The 18,484-nt window shown below is 60.2% G+C and carries 16 protein-coding genes and 1 tRNA gene; 9 read left to right on the forward strand and 8 right to left on the reverse strand.

Annotation, left to right across the window (positions count from 1 at the left end; genetic code table 11):
* Window positions 1-47: 47 nt before the first annotated feature.
* On the reverse strand, window positions 48-896 hold the full coding sequence (serB, locus tag CFU_RS09235) for a phosphoserine phosphatase SerB (RefSeq protein WP_014005775.1): 849 nt from the start codon (window positions 894-896) through the stop codon (window positions 48-50).
* Between the two features lie 37 nt (window positions 897-933).
* On the reverse strand, window positions 934-4,374 hold the full coding sequence (gene mfd, locus CFU_RS09240; protein WP_014005776.1) for a transcription-repair coupling factor: 3,441 nt from the start codon (window positions 4,372-4,374) through the stop codon (window positions 934-936).
* Window positions 4,375-4,518: 144 nt separating this feature from the next.
* Here mfd and ispD point away from each other — a divergent pair, with 144 nt between their 5' ends.
* Together ispD and ispF are read left to right on the forward strand one after the other, a co-directional pair.
* Window positions 4,519-5,223 (forward strand): 2-C-methyl-D-erythritol 4-phosphate cytidylyltransferase, encoded by a 705-nt coding sequence (gene ispD / locus CFU_RS09245; protein ID WP_050808527.1) that lies wholly within the window; start codon window positions 4,519-4,521, stop codon window positions 5,221-5,223.
* 28 nt (window positions 5,224-5,251) lie between these two features.
* A complete protein-coding gene (ispF, locus tag CFU_RS09250; RefSeq protein WP_014005778.1) occupies window positions 5,252-5,737 on the forward strand; it encodes a 2-C-methyl-D-erythritol 2,4-cyclodiphosphate synthase in 486 nt (161 codons plus the stop codon).
* 102 nt (window positions 5,738-5,839) lie between these two features.
* Here the strand turns inward: ispF and CFU_RS09255 are convergent, their stop codons facing one another.
* Together CFU_RS09255 and ompR are read right to left on the reverse strand one after the other, a co-directional pair.
* Entirely contained in the window at window positions 5,840-7,177 is a 1,338-nt protein-coding gene (locus CFU_RS09255; protein ID WP_041743198.1) for a sensor histidine kinase, read from the reverse strand.
* 43 nt (window positions 7,178-7,220) lie between these two features.
* Window positions 7,221-7,976 (reverse strand): two-component system response regulator OmpR, encoded by a 756-nt coding sequence (gene ompR / locus CFU_RS09260; protein WP_014005780.1) that lies wholly within the window; start codon window positions 7,974-7,976, stop codon window positions 7,221-7,223.
* Between the two features lie 170 nt (window positions 7,977-8,146).
* Between ompR and CFU_RS09265 the strand changes: the two genes are divergently transcribed.
* Window positions 8,147-8,437: a hypothetical protein gene (locus CFU_RS09265; RefSeq protein WP_014005781.1), complete on the forward strand. Its 291-nt coding sequence runs from the start codon at window positions 8,147-8,149 to the stop codon at window positions 8,435-8,437.
* A gap of 195 nt (window positions 8,438-8,632) precedes the next feature.
* On the opposite strand, the gene CFU_RS09270 is transcribed toward CFU_RS09265, so the two are convergent.
* Window positions 8,633-8,709 (reverse strand) — tRNA-Arg (locus CFU_RS09270).
* Between the two features lie 291 nt (window positions 8,710-9,000).
* Here CFU_RS09270 and CFU_RS09275 point away from each other — a divergent pair.
* From CFU_RS09275 to CFU_RS09295, 5 genes are all read left to right on the forward strand, one after another.
* Window positions 9,001-9,543, forward strand: coding sequence for an iron transporter (locus CFU_RS09275; RefSeq protein WP_014005782.1), 543 nt, complete (start codon window positions 9,001-9,003; stop codon window positions 9,541-9,543).
* 47 nt (window positions 9,544-9,590) lie between these two features.
* Window positions 9,591-9,926, forward strand: a complete 336-nt coding sequence (locus tag CFU_RS09280) for a cupredoxin domain-containing protein (RefSeq protein ID WP_041743201.1) — start codon at window positions 9,591-9,593, stop codon at window positions 9,924-9,926.
* Window positions 9,927-9,984: 58 nt separating this feature from the next.
* Entirely contained in the window at window positions 9,985-10,827 is an 843-nt protein-coding gene (locus CFU_RS09285) for an FTR1 family iron permease (RefSeq protein ID WP_014005784.1), read from the forward strand.
* Window positions 10,828-10,888: 61 nt separating this feature from the next.
* On the forward strand, window positions 10,889-12,241 hold the full coding sequence (locus CFU_RS09290) for a 4Fe-4S binding protein (RefSeq protein WP_041741626.1): 1,353 nt from the start codon (window positions 10,889-10,891) through the stop codon (window positions 12,239-12,241).
* 177 nt (window positions 12,242-12,418) lie between these two features.
* Window positions 12,419-13,438, forward strand: a complete 1,020-nt coding sequence (locus CFU_RS09295) for a bile acid:sodium symporter family protein (protein ID WP_014005786.1) — start codon at window positions 12,419-12,421, stop codon at window positions 13,436-13,438.
* Window positions 13,439-13,449: 11 nt separating this feature from the next.
* Here CFU_RS09295 and CFU_RS09300 read toward each other — a convergent pair whose 3' ends face one another.
* The 3 genes from CFU_RS09300 to CFU_RS09310 form a co-directional block, all read right to left on the reverse strand.
* Window positions 13,450-14,499: an NADP(H)-dependent aldo-keto reductase gene (locus CFU_RS09300; protein ID WP_014005787.1), complete on the reverse strand. Its 1,050-nt coding sequence runs from the start codon at window positions 14,497-14,499 to the stop codon at window positions 13,450-13,452.
* 186 nt (window positions 14,500-14,685) lie between these two features.
* Window positions 14,686-15,978, reverse strand: a complete 1,293-nt coding sequence (locus CFU_RS09305) for an MFS transporter (RefSeq protein ID WP_014005788.1) — start codon at window positions 15,976-15,978, stop codon at window positions 14,686-14,688.
* 91 nt (window positions 15,979-16,069) lie between these two features.
* Window positions 16,070-17,665, reverse strand: coding sequence for an ABC transporter substrate-binding protein (locus CFU_RS09310; protein ID WP_041741627.1), 1,596 nt, complete (start codon window positions 17,663-17,665; stop codon window positions 16,070-16,072).
* Window positions 17,666-18,017: 352 nt separating this feature from the next.
* On the opposite strand from CFU_RS09310, the gene CFU_RS09315 reads away from it, so the two are divergent.
* Complete coding sequence (locus tag CFU_RS09315) at window positions 18,018-18,221, forward strand: cold-shock protein (protein ID WP_014005790.1); 204 nt, start codon at window positions 18,018-18,020, stop codon at window positions 18,219-18,221.
* Window positions 18,222-18,484 lie beyond the last annotated feature (263 nt).

Below are 18,484 nucleotides of genomic sequence, written 5' to 3' on the forward strand. Positions count from 1 at the left end.
TCAAGGTTAGGGAATACCGTCTCCGTAGGCGCTGCTTCCGTCAGGAATTACGCCAATATAGGCAAGATGCCATCCAAACCGACAAAATTCAAGGCCACGCTGGCTTGTGCCCGTACCACCGGCTTGGCGCGGAAGGCGACCGACAGGCCAGCGATCTTCATCATGGCGAGGTCGTTGGCGCCGTCGCCCATCACAATCGCCTGGCTGGGAGCGATATTCAGCCCGGCGCAGACGCGTTCGACCGTCAGTTTTTTCTCCTCGGCATTGACGATGCCGCCCAGCACCTTGCCGGTCAGCTTGCCATCGACGATTTCCAGCACGTTGGAATGGGCGTAATCGAGTCCGAGGGCGGCTTTCATATGGTCGGTGAAGAAGGTGAAGCCGCCCGACACCAGCAAGGTCTTGAGACCGGCCGCCTTGACCGCCGTCAGCATGGTTTCCGCGCCCGGCGACAACTGCAGCCGTTCGTCCAGCACCCGCTGCAGCGCCGTCGCATCCAGGCCCTGGAGCAAGGCTACGCGCCGGGTCAGGCTTTCATTGAACTCCAGTTCGCCGCGCATCGCCGCTTCGGTAATCGCCGAGACTTGCGGCTTCAAGCCCTGCATGTCGGCGATTTCATCGATGCATTCGATCGTGATCAGGGTCGAATCCATGTCCATCGCCAGCAATTTGAAATCACCGAGTTTCAGCGCCGCCGGCAGCCAGGCGCAATCGATCCGGGCGCCGTAGCCGGCGGCGTCGATCAGCGTTTTCAGGCTTTCCGAATAGTCGACGCCGTCGCAACGCCAGGCATGGCGGCCGCCGTTGCTGATGTCGACAGCGGCGACGCCGGCCAGGTTGGCGATACGGTCAATGGCGCCGCGGTCCGCGTTCAGGCTTTGTAAAATAAGGTTCATGTGTCTATGGTTCTACAAAAATCAAATAATCGGAACGTCATCCGGCTAAGGCCTTGATGGTCGCCTTGACCTGGGTCAGGCGCGCCGCCAGGTCCGGCATGTTGACGGTGATGCGCAATTTGTCCTGGCCGTTCAGCTTGATGTGGCGGTTTTTCTGGATCAGTTCAATGATGCGCATGGCGTCGATCGGCGGATTCGGCACGAACTGCAACAGGGCGGAGTCGGTATGGGCATCGATCTTGACGATACCTATCGACTTGGCGGCGATCCGCAGCCGATGCGTTTCGATCAGGGCCTTGGCCGGGTCCGGCAGCTTGCCGAAGCGGTCGATCAATTCTTCCTGCAGGTCGTCGATCTTGTCCTGGGCGTTGCAATTGGCCAGCCGCTTGTAGATCGACAGCCGTTCGTGCACGTCGCCGCAATAGTCGTTGGGCAGCAGGGCCGGCACGTGCAGGTTGATTTCGGTGGTAGTCGACAGCGGCGCCGCCAGGTCTGGCTCCTTGCCGTTCTTCAGGGAGCGCACCGCTTCGTTGAGCATGTCGGAATACAGCTGGAAGCCGATCTCGTGCATTTCGCCCGACTGGTTATCGCCCAGCACCTCGCCAGCGCCGCGGATTTCCAGGTCGTGCATGGCCAGGTAGAAACCGCTGCCGAGTTCTTCCATCTGCTGGATCGCATCCAGCCGGCGCTGCGCCAGCTTGGTCAGGCCTTGGACGTCATGCACCAGCAGGTAAGCGTAAGCCTGGTGGTGGGAACGGCCGACGCGGCCGCGCAGCTGGTGCAATTGCGCCAGGCCGAACTTGTCGGCGCGGTGCATGATGATGGTGTTGGCGGTCGGCACGTCGATGCCGGTTTCGATAATGGTGGTGCACAGCAGGATGTTGAAGCGCTGGGCGACAAAATCGCGCATGACTTTTTCCAGGTCGCGCTCGTGCATCTGGCCGTGGGCGATGGCGATGCGCGCTTCCGGCAGCAGCGCTTCCAGCATCGCCTTGCGGTTCTGGATCGTCTCCACTTCATTATGTAGAAAGTAGACCTGGCCGCCGCGCTTCAGTTCGCGCAGGCAGGCTTCGCGGATGGTCGATTCGCCTTCGCTGCGTACAAAAGTCTTGATCGCCAGGCGTTTTTGCGGCGCAGTGGCGATGATGGAAAATTCGCGCAAGCCCTCCAGCGCCATGCCCAGGGTGCGCGGGATAGGCGTTGCCGTGAGCGTCAAGACGTCGACTTCGGCCCGTAGCGCCTTCAGCGTTTCTTTCTGGCGCACGCCAAAGCGATGCTCTTCGTCGATGATCACCAGTCCCAGGCGTGAAAACTTGATATCGTCGGACAGCAGTTTATGGGTGCCGATCACGATATCCAGCGTGCCGTCGGCCATGCCCTTGATCGCTTGCGTGACTTCCTTGCCGCTGCGGAAACGCGACAGTTCCGCGATCTTTACCGGCCAGTCGGCAAAACGGTCGGCGAAGGTTTGCGCGTGCTGTTCCGCCAGCAAGGTGGTCGGCGCCAGGATCGCGACCTGCTTGCCGCCAAGCACGGCGACAAAGGCGGCGCGCAGCGCGACCTCGGTCTTGCCGAAACCGACGTCGCCGCAGATGAGGCGGTCCATCGGCTTGCCGCTGGTCATGTCCTGGATCACGGCATTGATCGCGGCGGCCTGGTCGGCGGTTTCCTCAAAGCCGAAACTCTCGGAGAAAGCTTCGTAATCGTGTGCCGAATATTCGAAAGCGTGGCCCTGGCGCAGGGCACGCCGTGCGTACAGGTTCAACAGTTCCGCGGCGGTGTCGCGCACTTGTTGCGCAGCTTTGCGCTTGGCCTTTTCCCACTGGCCGGAACCGAGCGCGTGCAGCGGCGCATCTTCCGGCGAAGCGCCGGAGTAGCGTGAAATCACATGCAGCTGCGATACCGGTACGTAAAGCTTGGTGTCCTTGGCGTATTCCAAGTGCAGGAATTCGGTTTCGCCTTCGCCCAGGTCCATGCTGAGCAGGCCCATGTAGCGGCCGATGCCATGGTTGATATGCACCACCGGATCGCCGATCTTGAGCTCGGACAGGTCGCGCACCATGGATTCGACCTGGGTTGCGCCTTCCTGTTTTTTCTTGCCGATGCGGCGCCCGGAACCGGCGTACAGCTCGGTTTCGGTAATGAAGGCGAATTGCTGCAGCTCAAAGCCGGCATGCAAGGGCGCCACGCCCAGCATCAGTTTTTTATCCGAGGTGATGAAATCGGCGTAACCGTCGCACAGCGCCAGCGGCAGATCGTATTCGTTGAAATACTGCTGCAAGGTTTCGCGGCGGCCGTTCGATTCGGCGCAGATCAGCACGCGCCGGTCGCTTTGCAGCAGGTAGGCGCGCAGGTTGGTCAGCGGGTCGTCGATGCGGCGGTTGACGGCGATATTCGGGATCGGCGCCGACAACTCGGAGGCGGCGTCGCTGTGCTGGACCACCCAGCGGCCGAACGGTTTGGCCAGGCTGAAGAAATTCTCGCCGGTCAGGAACAGGGCTTCCGGCGCCAGCAACGGGCGCTCGCGGTCCGATTTCAGGAATCTGTAGCGTGACTGGGTGTCGCTCCAGAAGCGCTGGATGGCGCTATCGATATCGCCCACCAGGGCAAACATCGCAGTCGCCGGCAGGTACTCGAACAAGGTCGCCGTGTCTTCAAAAAATAGCGGCAGGTAATACTCGATGCCGGCCGAGGCGATGCCGTTGCCGATATCCTTGTAGATCGCCGAGCGCGACGGGTCGCCTTCGAACACTTCGCGCCAGCGGCTGCGGAAAGCCGAGCGCGCCGTTTCGTCCATCGGGAATTCGCGGCCCGGCAGCAGCCGGACTTCCTTCACCGGATACATCGAGCGCTGGGTGTCGGCGTCGAACGTGCGTATGGTTTCGATGGCGTCGCCGAACAGGTCCAGCCGGTACGGCAGCACCGAACCCATCGGGAAAATGTCGATCAGGCCGCCGCGCACTGAATACTCGCCGGGCGACATGACCTGGTTGACATGGCTGTAGCCGGCCAGCGTCAGCTGCGATTTCAGGCGCGCTTCATCCAGCGTCTCGCCTTGCTTGAAAAAGAAGGTGTAGCCGGCCAGGAAGGATGGCGGCGCCATCTTGACCAGGGCGGTGGTGGCGGGCACCAGCAGCACGTCGCATTGGCCGCTCTGCACCTCGTACAAGGTCGCCAGCCGCTCCGAGACCAGGTCCTGGTGCGGCGAGAAGGCGTCGTAGGGCAGGGTTTCCCAGTCCGGCAGCAAATGGCAGCGCAGGCCGTTGTTCTGGCCGCCGCCAGCCTGGAACCAGGGGATTTCGGTGCGCAGCCGCTGGCCGTCGGTGGCGTCGGCCACGATCACCACCAGCATCCTTTGCTGCGGCTTGAGCGCCAGCGCGGCTTGCGCCAATGCAAACGCATCGGCCGAACCATGCAGCGCCGGCAAAACAAAACGGGATGCCGGCTTGGGCAGCAATTTTTCTAGATCAAAGGACATCGGGGCCTATTTTGCAATATTACGCAAGCCTGCAAGCGCGTCAATCGGGGCCCAATCGCGGCCAAAAAAAGCCACAATACGCCTGATTTGACAGTTAAAATTCAGAGCCGCATTATAAACCACTCGATTCCATTGAGATTGTGCATGAATCCATCCCGCTATTTTGCCCTGATTCCCGCTGCCGGCGTCGGTGCCCGCATAGGGGCGGATATCCCCAAGCAATATATGCAGCTGGCCGGCGAGCCGATGCTGATGCATGTCCTGGATACCTTTGCCGAGGCCAGCGCGATCAGCCATGTGTATGTGGTGGTCAGCGCCGATGACGGTTATATCGCCGACCTGATGGCGGCCGCGCCGCACCTGCAGGGACGGGTGACGGTGCTGTTCGACGGCGGCCCCAACCGCCGGGATTCCGTGCTGAACGGCCTGCAGGCGATCCGCGAGCAGGCAGGCGATGACGACTGGGTGCTGGTGCATGACGCCGCCCGGCCAGGCCTGACATGCGCCCTGATCGAGCGCCTGATTGTCGCCCTGCGCGACGATGCGGTCGGCGGTCTGCTGGCGTTGCCGGTGGTCGATACCCTCAAGCGCAGTGACAAAAATACCCAGGATGCGCGCGTGGCGCAAACCGTGGCGCGCGCCGAGCTGTGGGCCGCGCAGACGCCGCAAATGTTCCGCTATGGCTTGCTGGTGCGCGCACTGACCCTGGCCGCAGCGGTCACCGACGAAGCCAGCGCGGTCGAGCAGCTGGGCCTGCAGCCGCGCCTGGTCGAAGGCAGCCCGCGCAATTTCAAGGTAACCTTGCCGCACGATGTGGCGTTGGCAGAGATGTTTCTAAAGGAAGAATGATGAAGTCACCGTATGTAAAGGACCCGGCATGAGCCAGCAGTTCCGCATCGGCCAGGGCTACGATTGCCACGCCTTGCAGGCTGGCCGGCCGCTGATTATCGGCGGCGTGACGATTCCGCATAAAACCGGGCTGCTAGGGCACTCGGACGCCGATGTGCTGCTGCATGCGATTATCGATGCCTTGTTTGGCGCCGCCGCCCTGGGCGACATCGGCCGCCATTTTTCGGATACGGATGCGCAGTTTGCCGGCGCCGATTCCCGCAAACTGTTGCGCGAAGCGGTAAGGCTGGTCGGCGCTGCCGGCTACACGGTCGGCAATATCGACTCGACCATCATCGCCCAGGCGCCGAAAATGGCGCCGCATATCCCGCAAATGGTGGCGCATATCGCCGCCGATTGCGGGATCGCCGTCAACCAGGTCAATGTCAAGGCCAAGACCAATGAAAAGCTGGGTTACCTGGGCCGGGAAGAAGGGATTGCAGCGGAGGCGGTAGCTCTGCTGTTTGCGCGGTAGGGTGGGCACCTGTGCCCACGCGTGACGGTAATAGCTGGAGTGCAGGTTCTCACAGGGCCGAAATAGGCGTGTGCTGCGTGGGCACAGGTGCCCACCCTACAATTACTTTAATTGCAGTTCGATCTGGGTAGCCAGGCCGCCGCCTTCGCGGTTGCTCACGCGCAACTTGCCGCCGTGCTGCTTGACGATGCGGCTGACGATCGCCAGGCCGAGGCCTGAACCGTTGGCTTGTCCGCGCGCGACGTCGAGCCGGGTGAACGGCCGCAGCAAGCGGTCGATCTCGCTGTCCGGCACGCCGGCGCCGTGGTCGGCGATGTTCAGGATCACCTTGTCCTGGCGGACCTGGCAGCTGATATCGACTTCGACGAATTCGTCGCCTTCCTTCTTGCCGTAGCGGCGCGAATTTTCTATCAGGTTGTTGAATACCCGCGTGAGTTCGGTTTCATTCCCTGACACGTGGACATTCGGCGTGATGATGGTCTGGATCCGGATGTCGTCATGGCGTGTGGCAGTCTGCACCACACTGTCGATCAGCTCGCTAAGGTTAATTCTCTCGAAGCTGCTGGTGTCCGTCGGTTTTGCGTAATGCAGGAACTGGCCGATGATGCCGTCCATCTGCGCCAGGTCGGATTGCATGCCGGTGCGGGCGTCGTCGGACAGGTTCGCCATTTCCACTTCCAGCAGCATGCGCGCCAGCGGCGTGCGCAAATCGTGGGAAATGCCGGCCAGGATGATCGCCCGGTCCGATTCGATGCGCTGCAGGTCGCTGACCATCTGGTTAAAGCTGCGGTTCGCTTCCTCGATTTCTGTCGGGCCGGTTTCAGGCAGCGGCTCCGGCTGCAAGCCCTTGGCTACCGCGCGGGTGGCGGCGGTCAGGCGCGACAGCGGCTGGTTGATCAGGGTTGAAATGAACATCGCGCCCAGCAGCGACAATACCATTGCCACGCTGCCCCACTGCAGCCATTGCACGCCGGAGCTGCGCTCGACCCGCTCGCTGTCGAGCATCAGCCAGTATTCGTCGCTATCGATCTTGAAGCTGATCCAGAAGCCGCCGATATCGTTGACCTTGGATGAAAACCTGGTCTGGTTGCCGAGCCTGGCGCGGACTTCGCGTTCCAGGTCGGGCATCAGGGCGTTGTCGGGCGGCGGTTCGATCTGGTCGGTATCTTCCAGCGGATAAATTCGGATGCCTTCATTGCTGGCCAGGTCGAACAGCAGTTCGCTGCGCAGGTCCGGCGCCGAATGGGTGAGGGCGGCGCGGGTGATGGTGACGATGGAGATGATCTGCGCGGCGACCTGCTGCGCGCGCGGACCGCGCTCGACGATCTTGAAGCTGGCGACCCAGGTCACCATGCTGACCGTGATCAGGAACGCGATCATGAAAAAGGTCCGCCACATCAGACCGCTTTTCAGCCAGGCCAGCCGGTGCGGAGTTACCATCTGGCCGGGCGCCGGCGAGGGAAGGACAATGTTGCGCAGGGCATCAGCGCGGCTGGCCTTCGGGAATGAAGACATAACCGAGCCCCCATACAGTCTGGATGTAGAGCGGGCTGGCCGGATCCGGTTCGATCAGCTTGCGCAGGCGCGAAATCTGGACGTCCAGGCTGCGGTCGAATACTTCGTATTCACGGCCGCGCGCCAGTTCCATCAGCTTCTCGCGCGACAGCGGCTGCCGTGCATGCCGTGCAAATACCTTGAGCACGGAAAATTCGCCGGTGGTGAGCGGGATCGACTCACCGTTCTTTTTCAGCGTACGGGTACCGAGGTCGAGGATGAATTCGCCGAACTCGAAAGACTGCGGCGTTTCCGACGGCGCGCCCGGCAGTTCGTCCGGGCCCTTGCGGCGCAGCACCGCGCCGATGCGCGCCACCAGCTCGCGCGGGTTGAATGGTTTGGGCAGGTAATCGTCGGCGCCCATTTCGAGCCCGACGATGCGGTCGACATCCTCGCCTTTGGCGGTCAGCATGATGATCGGCGTCTGGTCGCCGGCGCCGCGCAGGCGGCGGCAGATCGCCAGGCCGTCTTCGCCCGGCAGCATCAGGTCCAGCACCAGCAGGTCGTAGCGCTCGCGTATCCAGAGCTTGTTCATGGCCTGTGCGTTCTCCGCCGTGACTACCTGGAAGCCTTGCTCCGTCAGGTATCGTCGCAGCAGGTCACGCAAGCGGACGTCGTCGTCGACCACCAGGATTTTATGCTGGTGGGCATTGCTTGTTTGGTTTTGGGTGTTGATCGTATTCATGGTCGTATGGTAACGTCAGAGTGCGCTTCGGAAATACAGTAAAAGCCCATGGATTACAAAGTGTTACACACTTTACCAAAAACATCTTATGCTCATTTATGGGGAAGCTTACACTTAATTTGTGACGATTAAATCTTAACCGTTATCCTGAACTCACAGAAGAAGTCCATATGATGAAGATGTTTCGGAAAATCAGTGTCTGTTTATTGTTGCTGTCGGCAATGATGAGCGCCTCTGCACGTTCCGACCGTATGCCTGACGACCGTGGCGGCGACCGCCGCGCGCCGCCGCCCTCGCAGTATGAACCGCGCCGCGGCCAGGCGCCGGATGAGCAATGGCAGAACCGCGGCCGCGGCTCCGACCCTAACGAGGGACGCGGCCGGATGTCGCCGGATGAGCGGCGCGCCTTGCGTCAGCAGATCGACAGGGCCGGCCGGGATATTTATCCGCCGCGGCGCTGATAGCGACAAACAGGAAATGCCAGCTGGATGGCGCAGAGAGCCGGTGATGAAGATCGCCGGTTTTTTATTGGGCGCTGCTTTTATAAAATGGATGGCAGGGGATGGGATTGTCCGGCGCAGTTTGCTGGCAAATGAAAACCGGGGACGTAAACCAGAAAGGGGTTGCAAGATTTCTCTTGCAACCCCTCGTAATACTGGTGCGGCTGGCAGGAATCGAACCCACGACCCCTTGGTTCGTAGCCAAGTACTCTATCCAGCTGAGCTACAGCCGCGAAAAACAAAATTATATATTAGCTTTGTTAATTTTGGAAGAGGAAAATATCGTAAAACCTAATATTTCTTCTCGCTTACAGAGGTAAAACACTTTTTCTGCTTGCTCTCAACCAAGTCCGTTACTATGCCACAGGTATTGCATATTGGGAAGCTTTATTTGTGTTCTCATTATGTATTAGCTCAGGCTATTTCGATCTCCCTTATCCCGACGCCATAGGGAGCAGCGCATTTCATCGGATGATATAATCAAACAATAATCATTATCATTTATAGCTCGAAAGGTTGATTGCATGAATGTGAAATTGCTTACGGCGGCCGTGCTTGTTTCTTTTGGGGTTGCCGGCGCCGCAATGGCAGCCGAATATCCGATCGGCAAGCAGCAGATCATGAATGGCCTGGAGGTCGCTGCTGTTTATCTGCAGCCGATCAAGATGGAGCCGGAAGGCATGATGCGCAAGGCGGAGCTGTCGGACATCCACGTCGAAGCCGATATCCATGCCGTGAAAGACAATCCCAACGGTTTTGCCGAGGGCGACTGGATGCCGAACCTGGTCATCTCTTACGAATTCAGCAAAGCCGGCTCGACCCAGGTCATCAAGGGCGACATGATGCCGATGGTGGCCAGCGATGGTCCGCACTACGGCGACAATGTCAAGCTGGCGGGGCCGGGAAAATACACATTGAAGATGATCATCTCGCCGCCGTCGGCCAATGCCGGCGCGCATTTCGGCCGCCATGTCGACAAGGAAACCGGTGTCGGCGCCTGGTTCAAGCCGTTCACGGTGGTCAACGAGTTCACCTTTGCCGGGGTCGGTAAAAAAGGCGGATATTGATGCCGCAGAAATGCGCACCCATGAAATTCTCATCGCAGGCCATGTCCATGGCAGCCGGCAAAGTGCGCGGCATATTTGCTGCCGGCGCGATGCTGGCGGCGACGGTTTCGATGGCCGCCGATTTGCCCACCTTCAAGCTGGAAATGAAGGATGGCGTCCTCAATCCGGCGCGGATCATGGTTCCTGCCGGCCAGAAAATAAAAATCGAAGTCCACAACACCGGACAGTCGGCGGTTGAATTCGAAAGCGTCCAGCTGCGCAAGGAAAAAGTGCTGGCGCCGGGCGCGCAGTCGTTCGTGGTGATTGCGCCGCTGCAGCCGGGCGAATACAAGTTTTTCGATGATTTTCATGCGCAGGCGCAGGGTGTGATTGTCGCTAAATAAGAGGCTGCCGCCGGCCGTTTGCGGCGGCGCTTGTGTTGGTTTGATGGAGTCATAAAAGATGGGGCAGATTTTGTTCATAGTCTGGCGCGAGAGCGTCGAGGCGTTGCTGGTAGTCGGCATTTTGCATGCGTGGCTGAAGAACGGCGGCGAAGCTGCACGCCGCGGCTTGCCTTATCTGTGGAGCGGCGTCGGCGTCGGCATCCTGGGCGCGATCGGCCTCGGTGCGGCGCTGCTGGGTTTCAGCGAGCTGCTGTCGGGAGACGCCCAGGACTATTTCCAGATCGTGATGGTGATACTGGCCGCGATACTGATCGTGCAGATGGTGTTCTGGATGCGCAAGCACGGCCGCACGCTCAAGCGCGAAATGGAAACCTCGCTCAGCGCCAACCTGCAAACCGCGAACTGGTGGGGCGTATTTGCGCTGGCGGCATTGGCGATCGCGCGCGAGGGCAGCGAAACCGTGATCTTTCTTTACGGACTGGGCCTGGCGGACAAGGGTGACTCGGCCGGCGCGATGGTGCTGGCCGCGGCGCTCGGTTTTGCGCTGGCGTTCCTGACCTTCTATCTGTTGCAGCTCGGCGGCAGGATTTTTTCCTGGCGCCGCTTCTTCCAGGTCACCGAAATCATCTTGCTGTTCCTCGCCGCAGGCCTGCTGCTGACCGGCATCGAGCGGCTGATGTCGTTGGATATCATCCCGACGCTGGTCGATCCGGTCTGGGACAGCTCGCGCCTGCTCGACGACACGACGTCATTCGGCAACCTGGTTTCCACGCTGACCGGCTATCGCGCGCAGCCTGCGCTGATGAGCTTGCTGGTGTATGTGGCATATTGGGTGTGTGTATTGTTATTCCTCAAGCGAGCCAGGCCGCAGCCGCAGTCAGTCACAGCCTCAGCCAAATAAACCAATGAATACTTGTGCAATTCCTCAAACGCAAACACGACTTTCCCGCACGGCTGACTGGATGCGGGACCATGCGAAGCTGATTCGCTGGGTGCAGTGGGGGATTGTGCTGGTGTACGGCTTCCTGATCCTGGTGCCGATCTTCCTGCCGCTGCCGGACGAAACCGCGCACATCTGGTCGAACCTGACCCTGATCGCGCAGTTTGCCTTCTGGGGCATCTGGTGGCCGTTCGTGCTGATCAGCATGGTGCTGATGGGGCGGGTCTGGTGCGGCGTGCTATGTCCGGAGGGCGCGCTGACCGAGTTCGCCAGCCGCCACGGACTCGGCAAAGCCATTCCGCACTGGATGCGCTGGGGCGGCTGGCCGTTCGTGGCGTTTGCGCTGACCACCATCTACGGCCAGATGGTGAGCGTGTACCAATATCCTAAAGCGGTGCTGCTGGTGCTGGGCGGTTCTACCGCCGGCGCCATCGTGGTCGGCTACCTGTATGGCCGCGACAAGCGTGTCTGGTGCAAATACCTGTGCCCGGTGAATGGCGTGTTCGGCTTGCTGGCCAAGCTGGCGCCGTTCCACTACAAAGTCAACGAAACCGCCTGGCGCGCTTCATACGGCACCCACAGCCACACCCAAGGACGCACCGTAATTCCCGTCAATTGCGCGCCGCTGGTGCCGCTGCGGGCCATGAAGGGCGCTGCCGATTGCCATATGTGCGGACGCTGCAGCGGGCATCGCGACGCCATCGAACTGACCTGGCGCGCGCCGGCCGAGGAAATCGTCCGCCATGGCGAGCAGCACAACAACCTGTGGGAAAGCGCACTGGCCTTGTACGGCTTGATGGGAATCGCAATCGGCGCCTTCCACTGGTCGGCCAGCCCATGGTTTGTGCAGGTCAAGCAAGCGATAGCAACCTGGCTGATCGACCGCGACATCATGTGGCCCTTCGATACCCATGCGCCGTGGTGGGTGTTCACCAATTATCCGGCGCAGAACGATGTCTTCAGCTGGCTCGACGGCGGCCTGGTGATCGCTTATATCCTGACTACCGGGCTGGTGCTCGGCACCGCGCTGACGTTGCTGTTCGCACTGAGCAGCCGTGTGCTCGGCGGCTGTGACCGCAAGCGTTTCAACCATCTGGTGCAGTCCACCATTCCGCTGGCCGGTTGCGGCGTATTTGTCGGCTTGTCGGCCACCACCATCAGCCTGCTGCGCGGCGAGCACCTGCCAGTGTTCTGGGCCAACGACTTGCGCGCCATCCTGCTGATCGCGACAACCTTGTGGAGCGTGTGGCTGGCCTGGCGCGTCACCGGCCGTTATACAAGCGCGCCGGCACGCCGCCTGCTGAGCATGGCGCCAGTGATTGCCGGTCTGGCCCTGGTCAACTTTGCCTGGCTGCTGATGTTCTGGTTGTGGTGAATTTTCATCATTTACCGGAATTTTGTCGCGGTTTTATCAATTTCCGGTCGGTACCCAGGCGTTAGTGCGTAGAATGAAGGTTGTTGTCCCGTCTATATTTATCTTGCCGCTCACTGTCAAAAGGGGCGGTGACGGCGGCGGGGAAGCTTTCTCCAACTCTAGCCTACGTTTCCTATCATGGTCCGCCCACGCTTTTTGCCCGACAACTTCACGTTGTTGCTGGTTACCACGGTTCTGGTCGCTAGCCTGTTCCCGGCCAAAGGCCAGGTCGCGGTCTCTTTCAACCTGATCACCACGCTGGCCATCGGCCTGCTGTTTTTCCTGCATGGCGCCAAGCTGTCGCGCGAAGCGGTGGTGCAGGGTGCGCTGCACTGGCGCCTGCACCTGACGGTGCTGCTGGCCACTTTTGCCCTGTTTCCGTTGCTGGGCCTTATATTCAAGCCGCTGCTGCTGCCGCTGGTGACGCCGGACCTGTACCTAGGTATCCTGTTCCTGTGCACCTTGCCGTCCACCGTGCAATCGTCGATCGCATTTACCTCAGTGGCGCGCGGCAACGTGCCGGCCGCCGTGTGCAGCGCATCCGCCTCCAACCTGCTCGGCATCTTCCTGACGCCGGTGCTGGTCGGCCTGGTGGTGGTGACGCATGCCCAGGGCAAGGGTTCTTTCGATTCCATCCTGAATATCGTGATGCAGCTGTTGCTGCCGTTTGTCGCCGGCCAGATCGCCCGCCGCTGGATCTGCAAATGGCTGGACAAGCACAAGATCATCTTGAAGATGGTGGACCAGGGTTCGATCCTGCTGGTGGTCTATACCGCGTTCAGCGAAGCCGTGGTGCAGGGCTTGTGGCAGGAGCTGCCGCCGCTGTCGCTGGTCGGCCTGATTGTGGTGGTGGCGCTGCTGCTGTTCGTGATGCTGAGTCTCGCCACCTGGATCAGCCGCCGCCTGGGTTTCAGCAAGGAAGACGAAATCACGATTGTGTTTTGCGGCTCGAAGAAGAGCCTGGCGAGCGGCGTGCCTATGGCGAAAGTCCTGTTTGCAGGACATACCGTCGGCATGATCGTGTTGCCTTTGATGCTGTTCCACCAGATCCAGCTGATGGTGTGCGCGGTACTGGCACAACGTTATGCCGCGCGTCCGATCGAGATCGTCGCCGGCGGCCCGGCGCCGGTCTGGTCCGATGTAAGCCCGGAAGACTGAGCCGCCGGGTTTCAGGGAGCGGGGTTGGGCTGGCTCAGGTGGATTGCTTCGATCTCGCGCAAAATTTCTTCATCCAGCGTGATATCGATGCTGTCGAGATTGCTTTGCAACTGCTGCAGCGTGGTGGCGCCGACGATATTGCTGGTCAGGAAGCCGCGGCTGTTGACGAAAGCCAGCGCCATCTGCGCCGGATCCAGCCCGTGTTTTTTCGCCAGTGCCACGTAATCGCCAACCACCCGGTTGACCTGTGGATTGGTGTAGCGGCTGAAACGTTCAAACAGCGTCAGGCGGCCGCCGGCCGGCCGCGCCCCATCCAGGTATTTTCCCGATAGCACGCCGAACGCCAGCGGCGAATACGCCAGCAGCCCGACCTGTTCGCGGAATGCAAATTCCGAATGGCCGATTTCAAACGTGCGGTTGAGCAGGCTGTACGGATTCTGGATGCTGGCCACGCGCGGTAAATCGAATTTCTCCGAAGCGCGCAAGAACTCCGAAATGCCCCACGGCGTTTCGTTCGAAATCCCGATGTGGCGCACCTTGCCGGCCTTGATGAAGTCGGCCAGGATGGTCAGCGTTTCTTCAATCGGCACCGTCTCTTCATCCGGAATATGGCTGTAGTTCAGCGTGCCGAAACAGTTGACGCTGCGGTCCGGCCAATGCAGCTGATACAGATCGACGTAATCCGTCTGCAGGCGCTCCAGGCTGCCGTGCAAGGCTTCGCTCAATCCCTTGCGGTCGAAATTGTTGATGCCGCCGCGCACGTGGCGCGGATTGTGCGGCTTGCGTGCCGGGCCGGTGGCCTTGGTGGCGATCATGACTTCGCTGCGCTTGCCGGATTTTTTCAGCCAGCTGCCGATATAACGTTCGGTCGAACCCTGGGTCTCGGCGCGCGGCGGCACCGGATACATTTCAGCGGTGTCGATCAGGTTGACGCCGCGCGCCAGCGCCAGGTCGATCTGCGCATGTGCTTCTGCTTCCGTATTCTGTTCGCCCCAGGTCATGGTGCCGAGCGTAATCAGGCTGACCTTGAGCTTGCTGTGTCCGAGTTCACGATATTGCATTGTCGCTTCCTTTGCGGCGGGCGCCTAAAAATGGTGGTGATGGTTTGACGACCTGGACCGCCGTGTGCGGCAACAGGCAATCCGCCCATGGATACAGGACGATTGCCGTTGGCTGCCGAGGGCTAAGAGTATAGCCGGATCGCCGTTTTGCTGCAGAGCGGAGCTCCTCGCCGGACGCCCTGGCAGTCAGGTGGTTGTTGGGGTTGCAGGCGACGGCGGCTGGGCCGGCGGATTTGGCGCGGCAGCAGGATTGACCAGCTTATCCAGGCCGAACAGGGTGGGGAACAGGCGTATCCACAGCAGCACCACGACCACGGTGCCGACGCCGCCCAGCAGCACCGCCGGCACCGGTCCCAGCCAGGCCGCGGTGACGCCCGATTCGAATTCGCCCAGCTGGTTGGAAGTGCCGATGAACACCGAGTTGACGGCGCTGACGCGGCCGCGCATGTGGTCCGGCGTTTCCAGCTGCACGAAGGAAGAGCGCACCACCACGCTGATCATGTCCGACGCGCCAAGCACCACCAGCGTCGCCAGCGACAACACAAATGAACGCGACAGGGCGAACACGATAGTCGCCACGCCAAACACCGCAACCGCAATGAACATGCTGCGGCCGACGCGCCGGCTCAGTGGCCGCCGCGCCAGGAAAATTGCGGTCGACAAGGCGCCCACCGCCGGCGCCGAGCGCAGCAGGCCGAGGCCGAGCGGGCCGGTGGCGAGGATGTCGTGCGCATAGATCGGCAGCAGGGCCGTGGCGCCGCCCAGCAGCACAGCGAACAGGTCGAGCGATATGGCGCCGAGAATCGCCGGCCGGCTCTTGATGAAGGCAATCCCCGCCAGCAAGGAGCTGAGCGTGGCCGGTTCGCGCCGCGGCAACACGCTTTCGATGCGGATCAGCGATACCAGCAGGCTGGCGCCGATGAACAGCACGCTGCTGCTGGTGTACACCGTGCTTGGCCCCAGCACGTAAATGAAACCGCCCAATGCCGGACCGATGATCACCGCCGTCTGCGTGGCCGATGCCGCCCAGGCCACGGCGCGCGGCAGCAGGCGCGCCGGCACCAGGCCGGGCACCAGCGCCTGCAATGTCGGCGATTCAAAGGCGTGGGTGGCGCCGATCACAAACACGATGGCGAAGATGGCTTGCTTGTCGAGCCAGCCGTAAATGCTGCCGATGGCCAGCGCCGCCGCCGCCAGTCCTTTGATGAACAGGCAGATGCGGGCAATCTTGCGGCGGTCGTAGCGATCGGCCACATGGCCGACCAGCAGCGCCAGGAACAGGGCCGGCAGGAACTGCACCAGGCCGACCATGCCAAGGTCGAAAGCGCTATGCGTAAGTTGATAGACTTGCCAGCCGACGGCGACGATCTGCATCTGGTTGGCGATGGTGGAAGCTACCCGTGCGCCCCAGAACAGGGTGAACGGACGATGGCTCAGGACGGATTCGGATGCGGGGCTGGCAGAGGCGGGGGCGGTCATGTGGCGCAGGAAAATCGGGGCAAGGCCATAGAATATGCTTTTCCCATGAAAAAAGCCGCTAACTTCAGCGGCTTTTTTGTAGCGATGTGGCTTATTCAGGATGGAACTGGTAGGCGAAAGTAAATTCGTCGGTACGCGGCGTGTACTTCAGGCCCTTGCGCAGCGCCCAGGTTGCGTATTGATGATACAGCGGGATCAGCGCGTAATCGTTGAGCGCCACCACGGCGCCCTGGCGGGCGAAATCCTCGCGCTGTTTCTGGTCGACCGAAGCCAGCGACGACTGCACCAGCTGGTCCAGTTTCGGATTGGTGTATTTGCCCCAGTTCCACGAACCCCAGCCGGTATCCGGGTTGGTGGTGCCGAGCAGGGTGCGCAAGCCGAAATCGCCGGCCAGCGTGCCCCAGCCCAGCAACGCGGCGCTATATTCGCCGGCGCGCGCCTTGCCGAAATAAACCGCCAGCGGCAGCGTCTCGACCTTGGCCTGGATCCCGACCCGGTTCAGGAATTGGGCGACGGTCTGCACCACGCGCTCATCGTTGATGTAGCGGTTGTTCGGACCATGCAGCGTAATGCCGAAACCGTTGGGGTAACCGGCCGCCGCCAACAGTTTCTTGGCGCCTTCCGGATCGTATTTCTCTACTTTCAGCGTATCGGCATAACCCAGGATGCCGGGAGCGATGATGTTCGATGCCGGCACCGCCAGTCCTTCCAGCGTGCGGTCGACCAGCGCCTGGCGGTTGATGGCCTTGGAGATCGCCTGGCGCACGCGCACATCTTTCAAGGGATTCTTGTCTAGCGGCTTGCCGGCCTTGTCGGTAATGTCAGGCGACTTGTCGCGTGACTGGTCCAAGGTCCAGAAGATAGTGCGCCAGGAAATTTTCTGCGCCAGCTTGAATTGCGGATTGGTCTTCAGCTTGGCCAGGTCGGCCGGCGGCACGTTTTCGATGGCGTCGACTTCACCGGCCAGCAAGGCCGCCAGGCGCGCGCCGTCGGAAGTCAGGATACGGAAGGTGACTTTGTCCCAGGCCGCTTTCTCGCCCCAGTAGGCATCGTTGCGCAGCAGTTCGATACGGTCGCCACGCTTGAAGCTGGAAAATTTGAAGGGACCGGTGCCGACCAGCGCCTTGCCGCTGTTGAAATCGTCGGTGGTGGCGTTTTGCGCCGCTTTCTTGGAAACGATGAAGATGGTGCTGACATCCAGCGCCAGCGGTCCGTATGGGGTGGCGGTCTTCAGGCGCACGGTATAGGGATCGACCACCTGCTTGCTGACGATCTGCTTGGTGTAGCTGGTGAACGGGCCGGGGCTGTTGGTCAGCGTGGCGGGGCGGTCCAGCGAAAATACAACATCTTCCGCGGTCAGTTCTGAGCCGTCGCTGAATTTCACGCCGTGGCGCAGCTTGAATTCCCAGGTGAGCGGATCAATTGCCGTCCAGGAAGTAGCCAGGCCCGGGATCAGGCGGCCATTCGGGTCGACATTGACCAGCGCATCGAACAGGTGCGACGACAGCGAGATGTTCGGTGCAATATTGTTGAAGTGGGGATCCAGGGTGGATACATCGGCAAACAGGCCGATTTTCAGGTCTGCGGCATGGCTGGGCCCAGGCAGGGCGCTCAGGCCCACCGACGCCACGGCGCTCAGGCCGGCAAAAGCCAGGCTCAGTATTTTCTTTCTGGAAAGCTGGAACATGCGATCTCCCAATCGTGGTGAATAAGGTAAAGGTTAATTCTATGGGGGCTTATATAATTATCAAAACACAATAATTGCTTTTTATTATGTGTTTTAGTTATATAGGCTAAGGTAGGGTAAGATGCGTGCCTGAGATAGCAAGCGGCAGGATGGCAGGTTGCACAGTCAAAAATGCAACTCTTTCTCTCGACGCAACTTTTATTTGCGCACCCGGTGTTTTAAATAAAATTATCGGTTATAATGCGACATCGTTTAAGATTCGAGCTAGTAGTGCAGTATTAGTCTGTCATTTCTTTCTTGCTTCAAACGATCTAACGGGCGACAGCCCAACTTAACTGAAATAGGAAATGTAATGGCAACTGGTATCGTAAAGTGGTTCAATGATTCGAAGGGTTTTGGTTTTATTACTCCTGACGAAGGTGGTGAAGATCTGTTCGCGCACTTCTCCGCAATCAATTCTTCCGGCTTCAAGTCGCTGCAAGAGAACCAACGTGTTTCTTTCGAAGTTACTGCCGGCCCAAAGGGCAAGCAAGCTTCGAACATCCAAGCTATCTAATATATAGCTGACGACTCAGTTGAAATAAACTGGGTATCGCAAAAATCCCTGGCTTGCCGGGGATTTTTTTCGTCTGTAGCAAACGCAGCCGCCACGTGTATTCACCATGCGCAGTTATGATGCGCAGTTATGATGATATAAGAGCGGAAAGACGGACTTGTCAGGAAGCTGTAAGGGTGGCCTGAAATGCTGGGGCTGTCTGCATGCCAGATGACATCTGTGCATAAGCGGGGAAAGCGTTTTACACTAAGAATGCGTCTTGG

The sequence above is a fragment of the Collimonas fungivorans Ter331 genome (assembly GCF_000221045.1).
Lineage (GTDB): Bacteria > Pseudomonadota > Gammaproteobacteria > Burkholderiales > Burkholderiaceae_D > Collimonas > Collimonas fungivorans_A.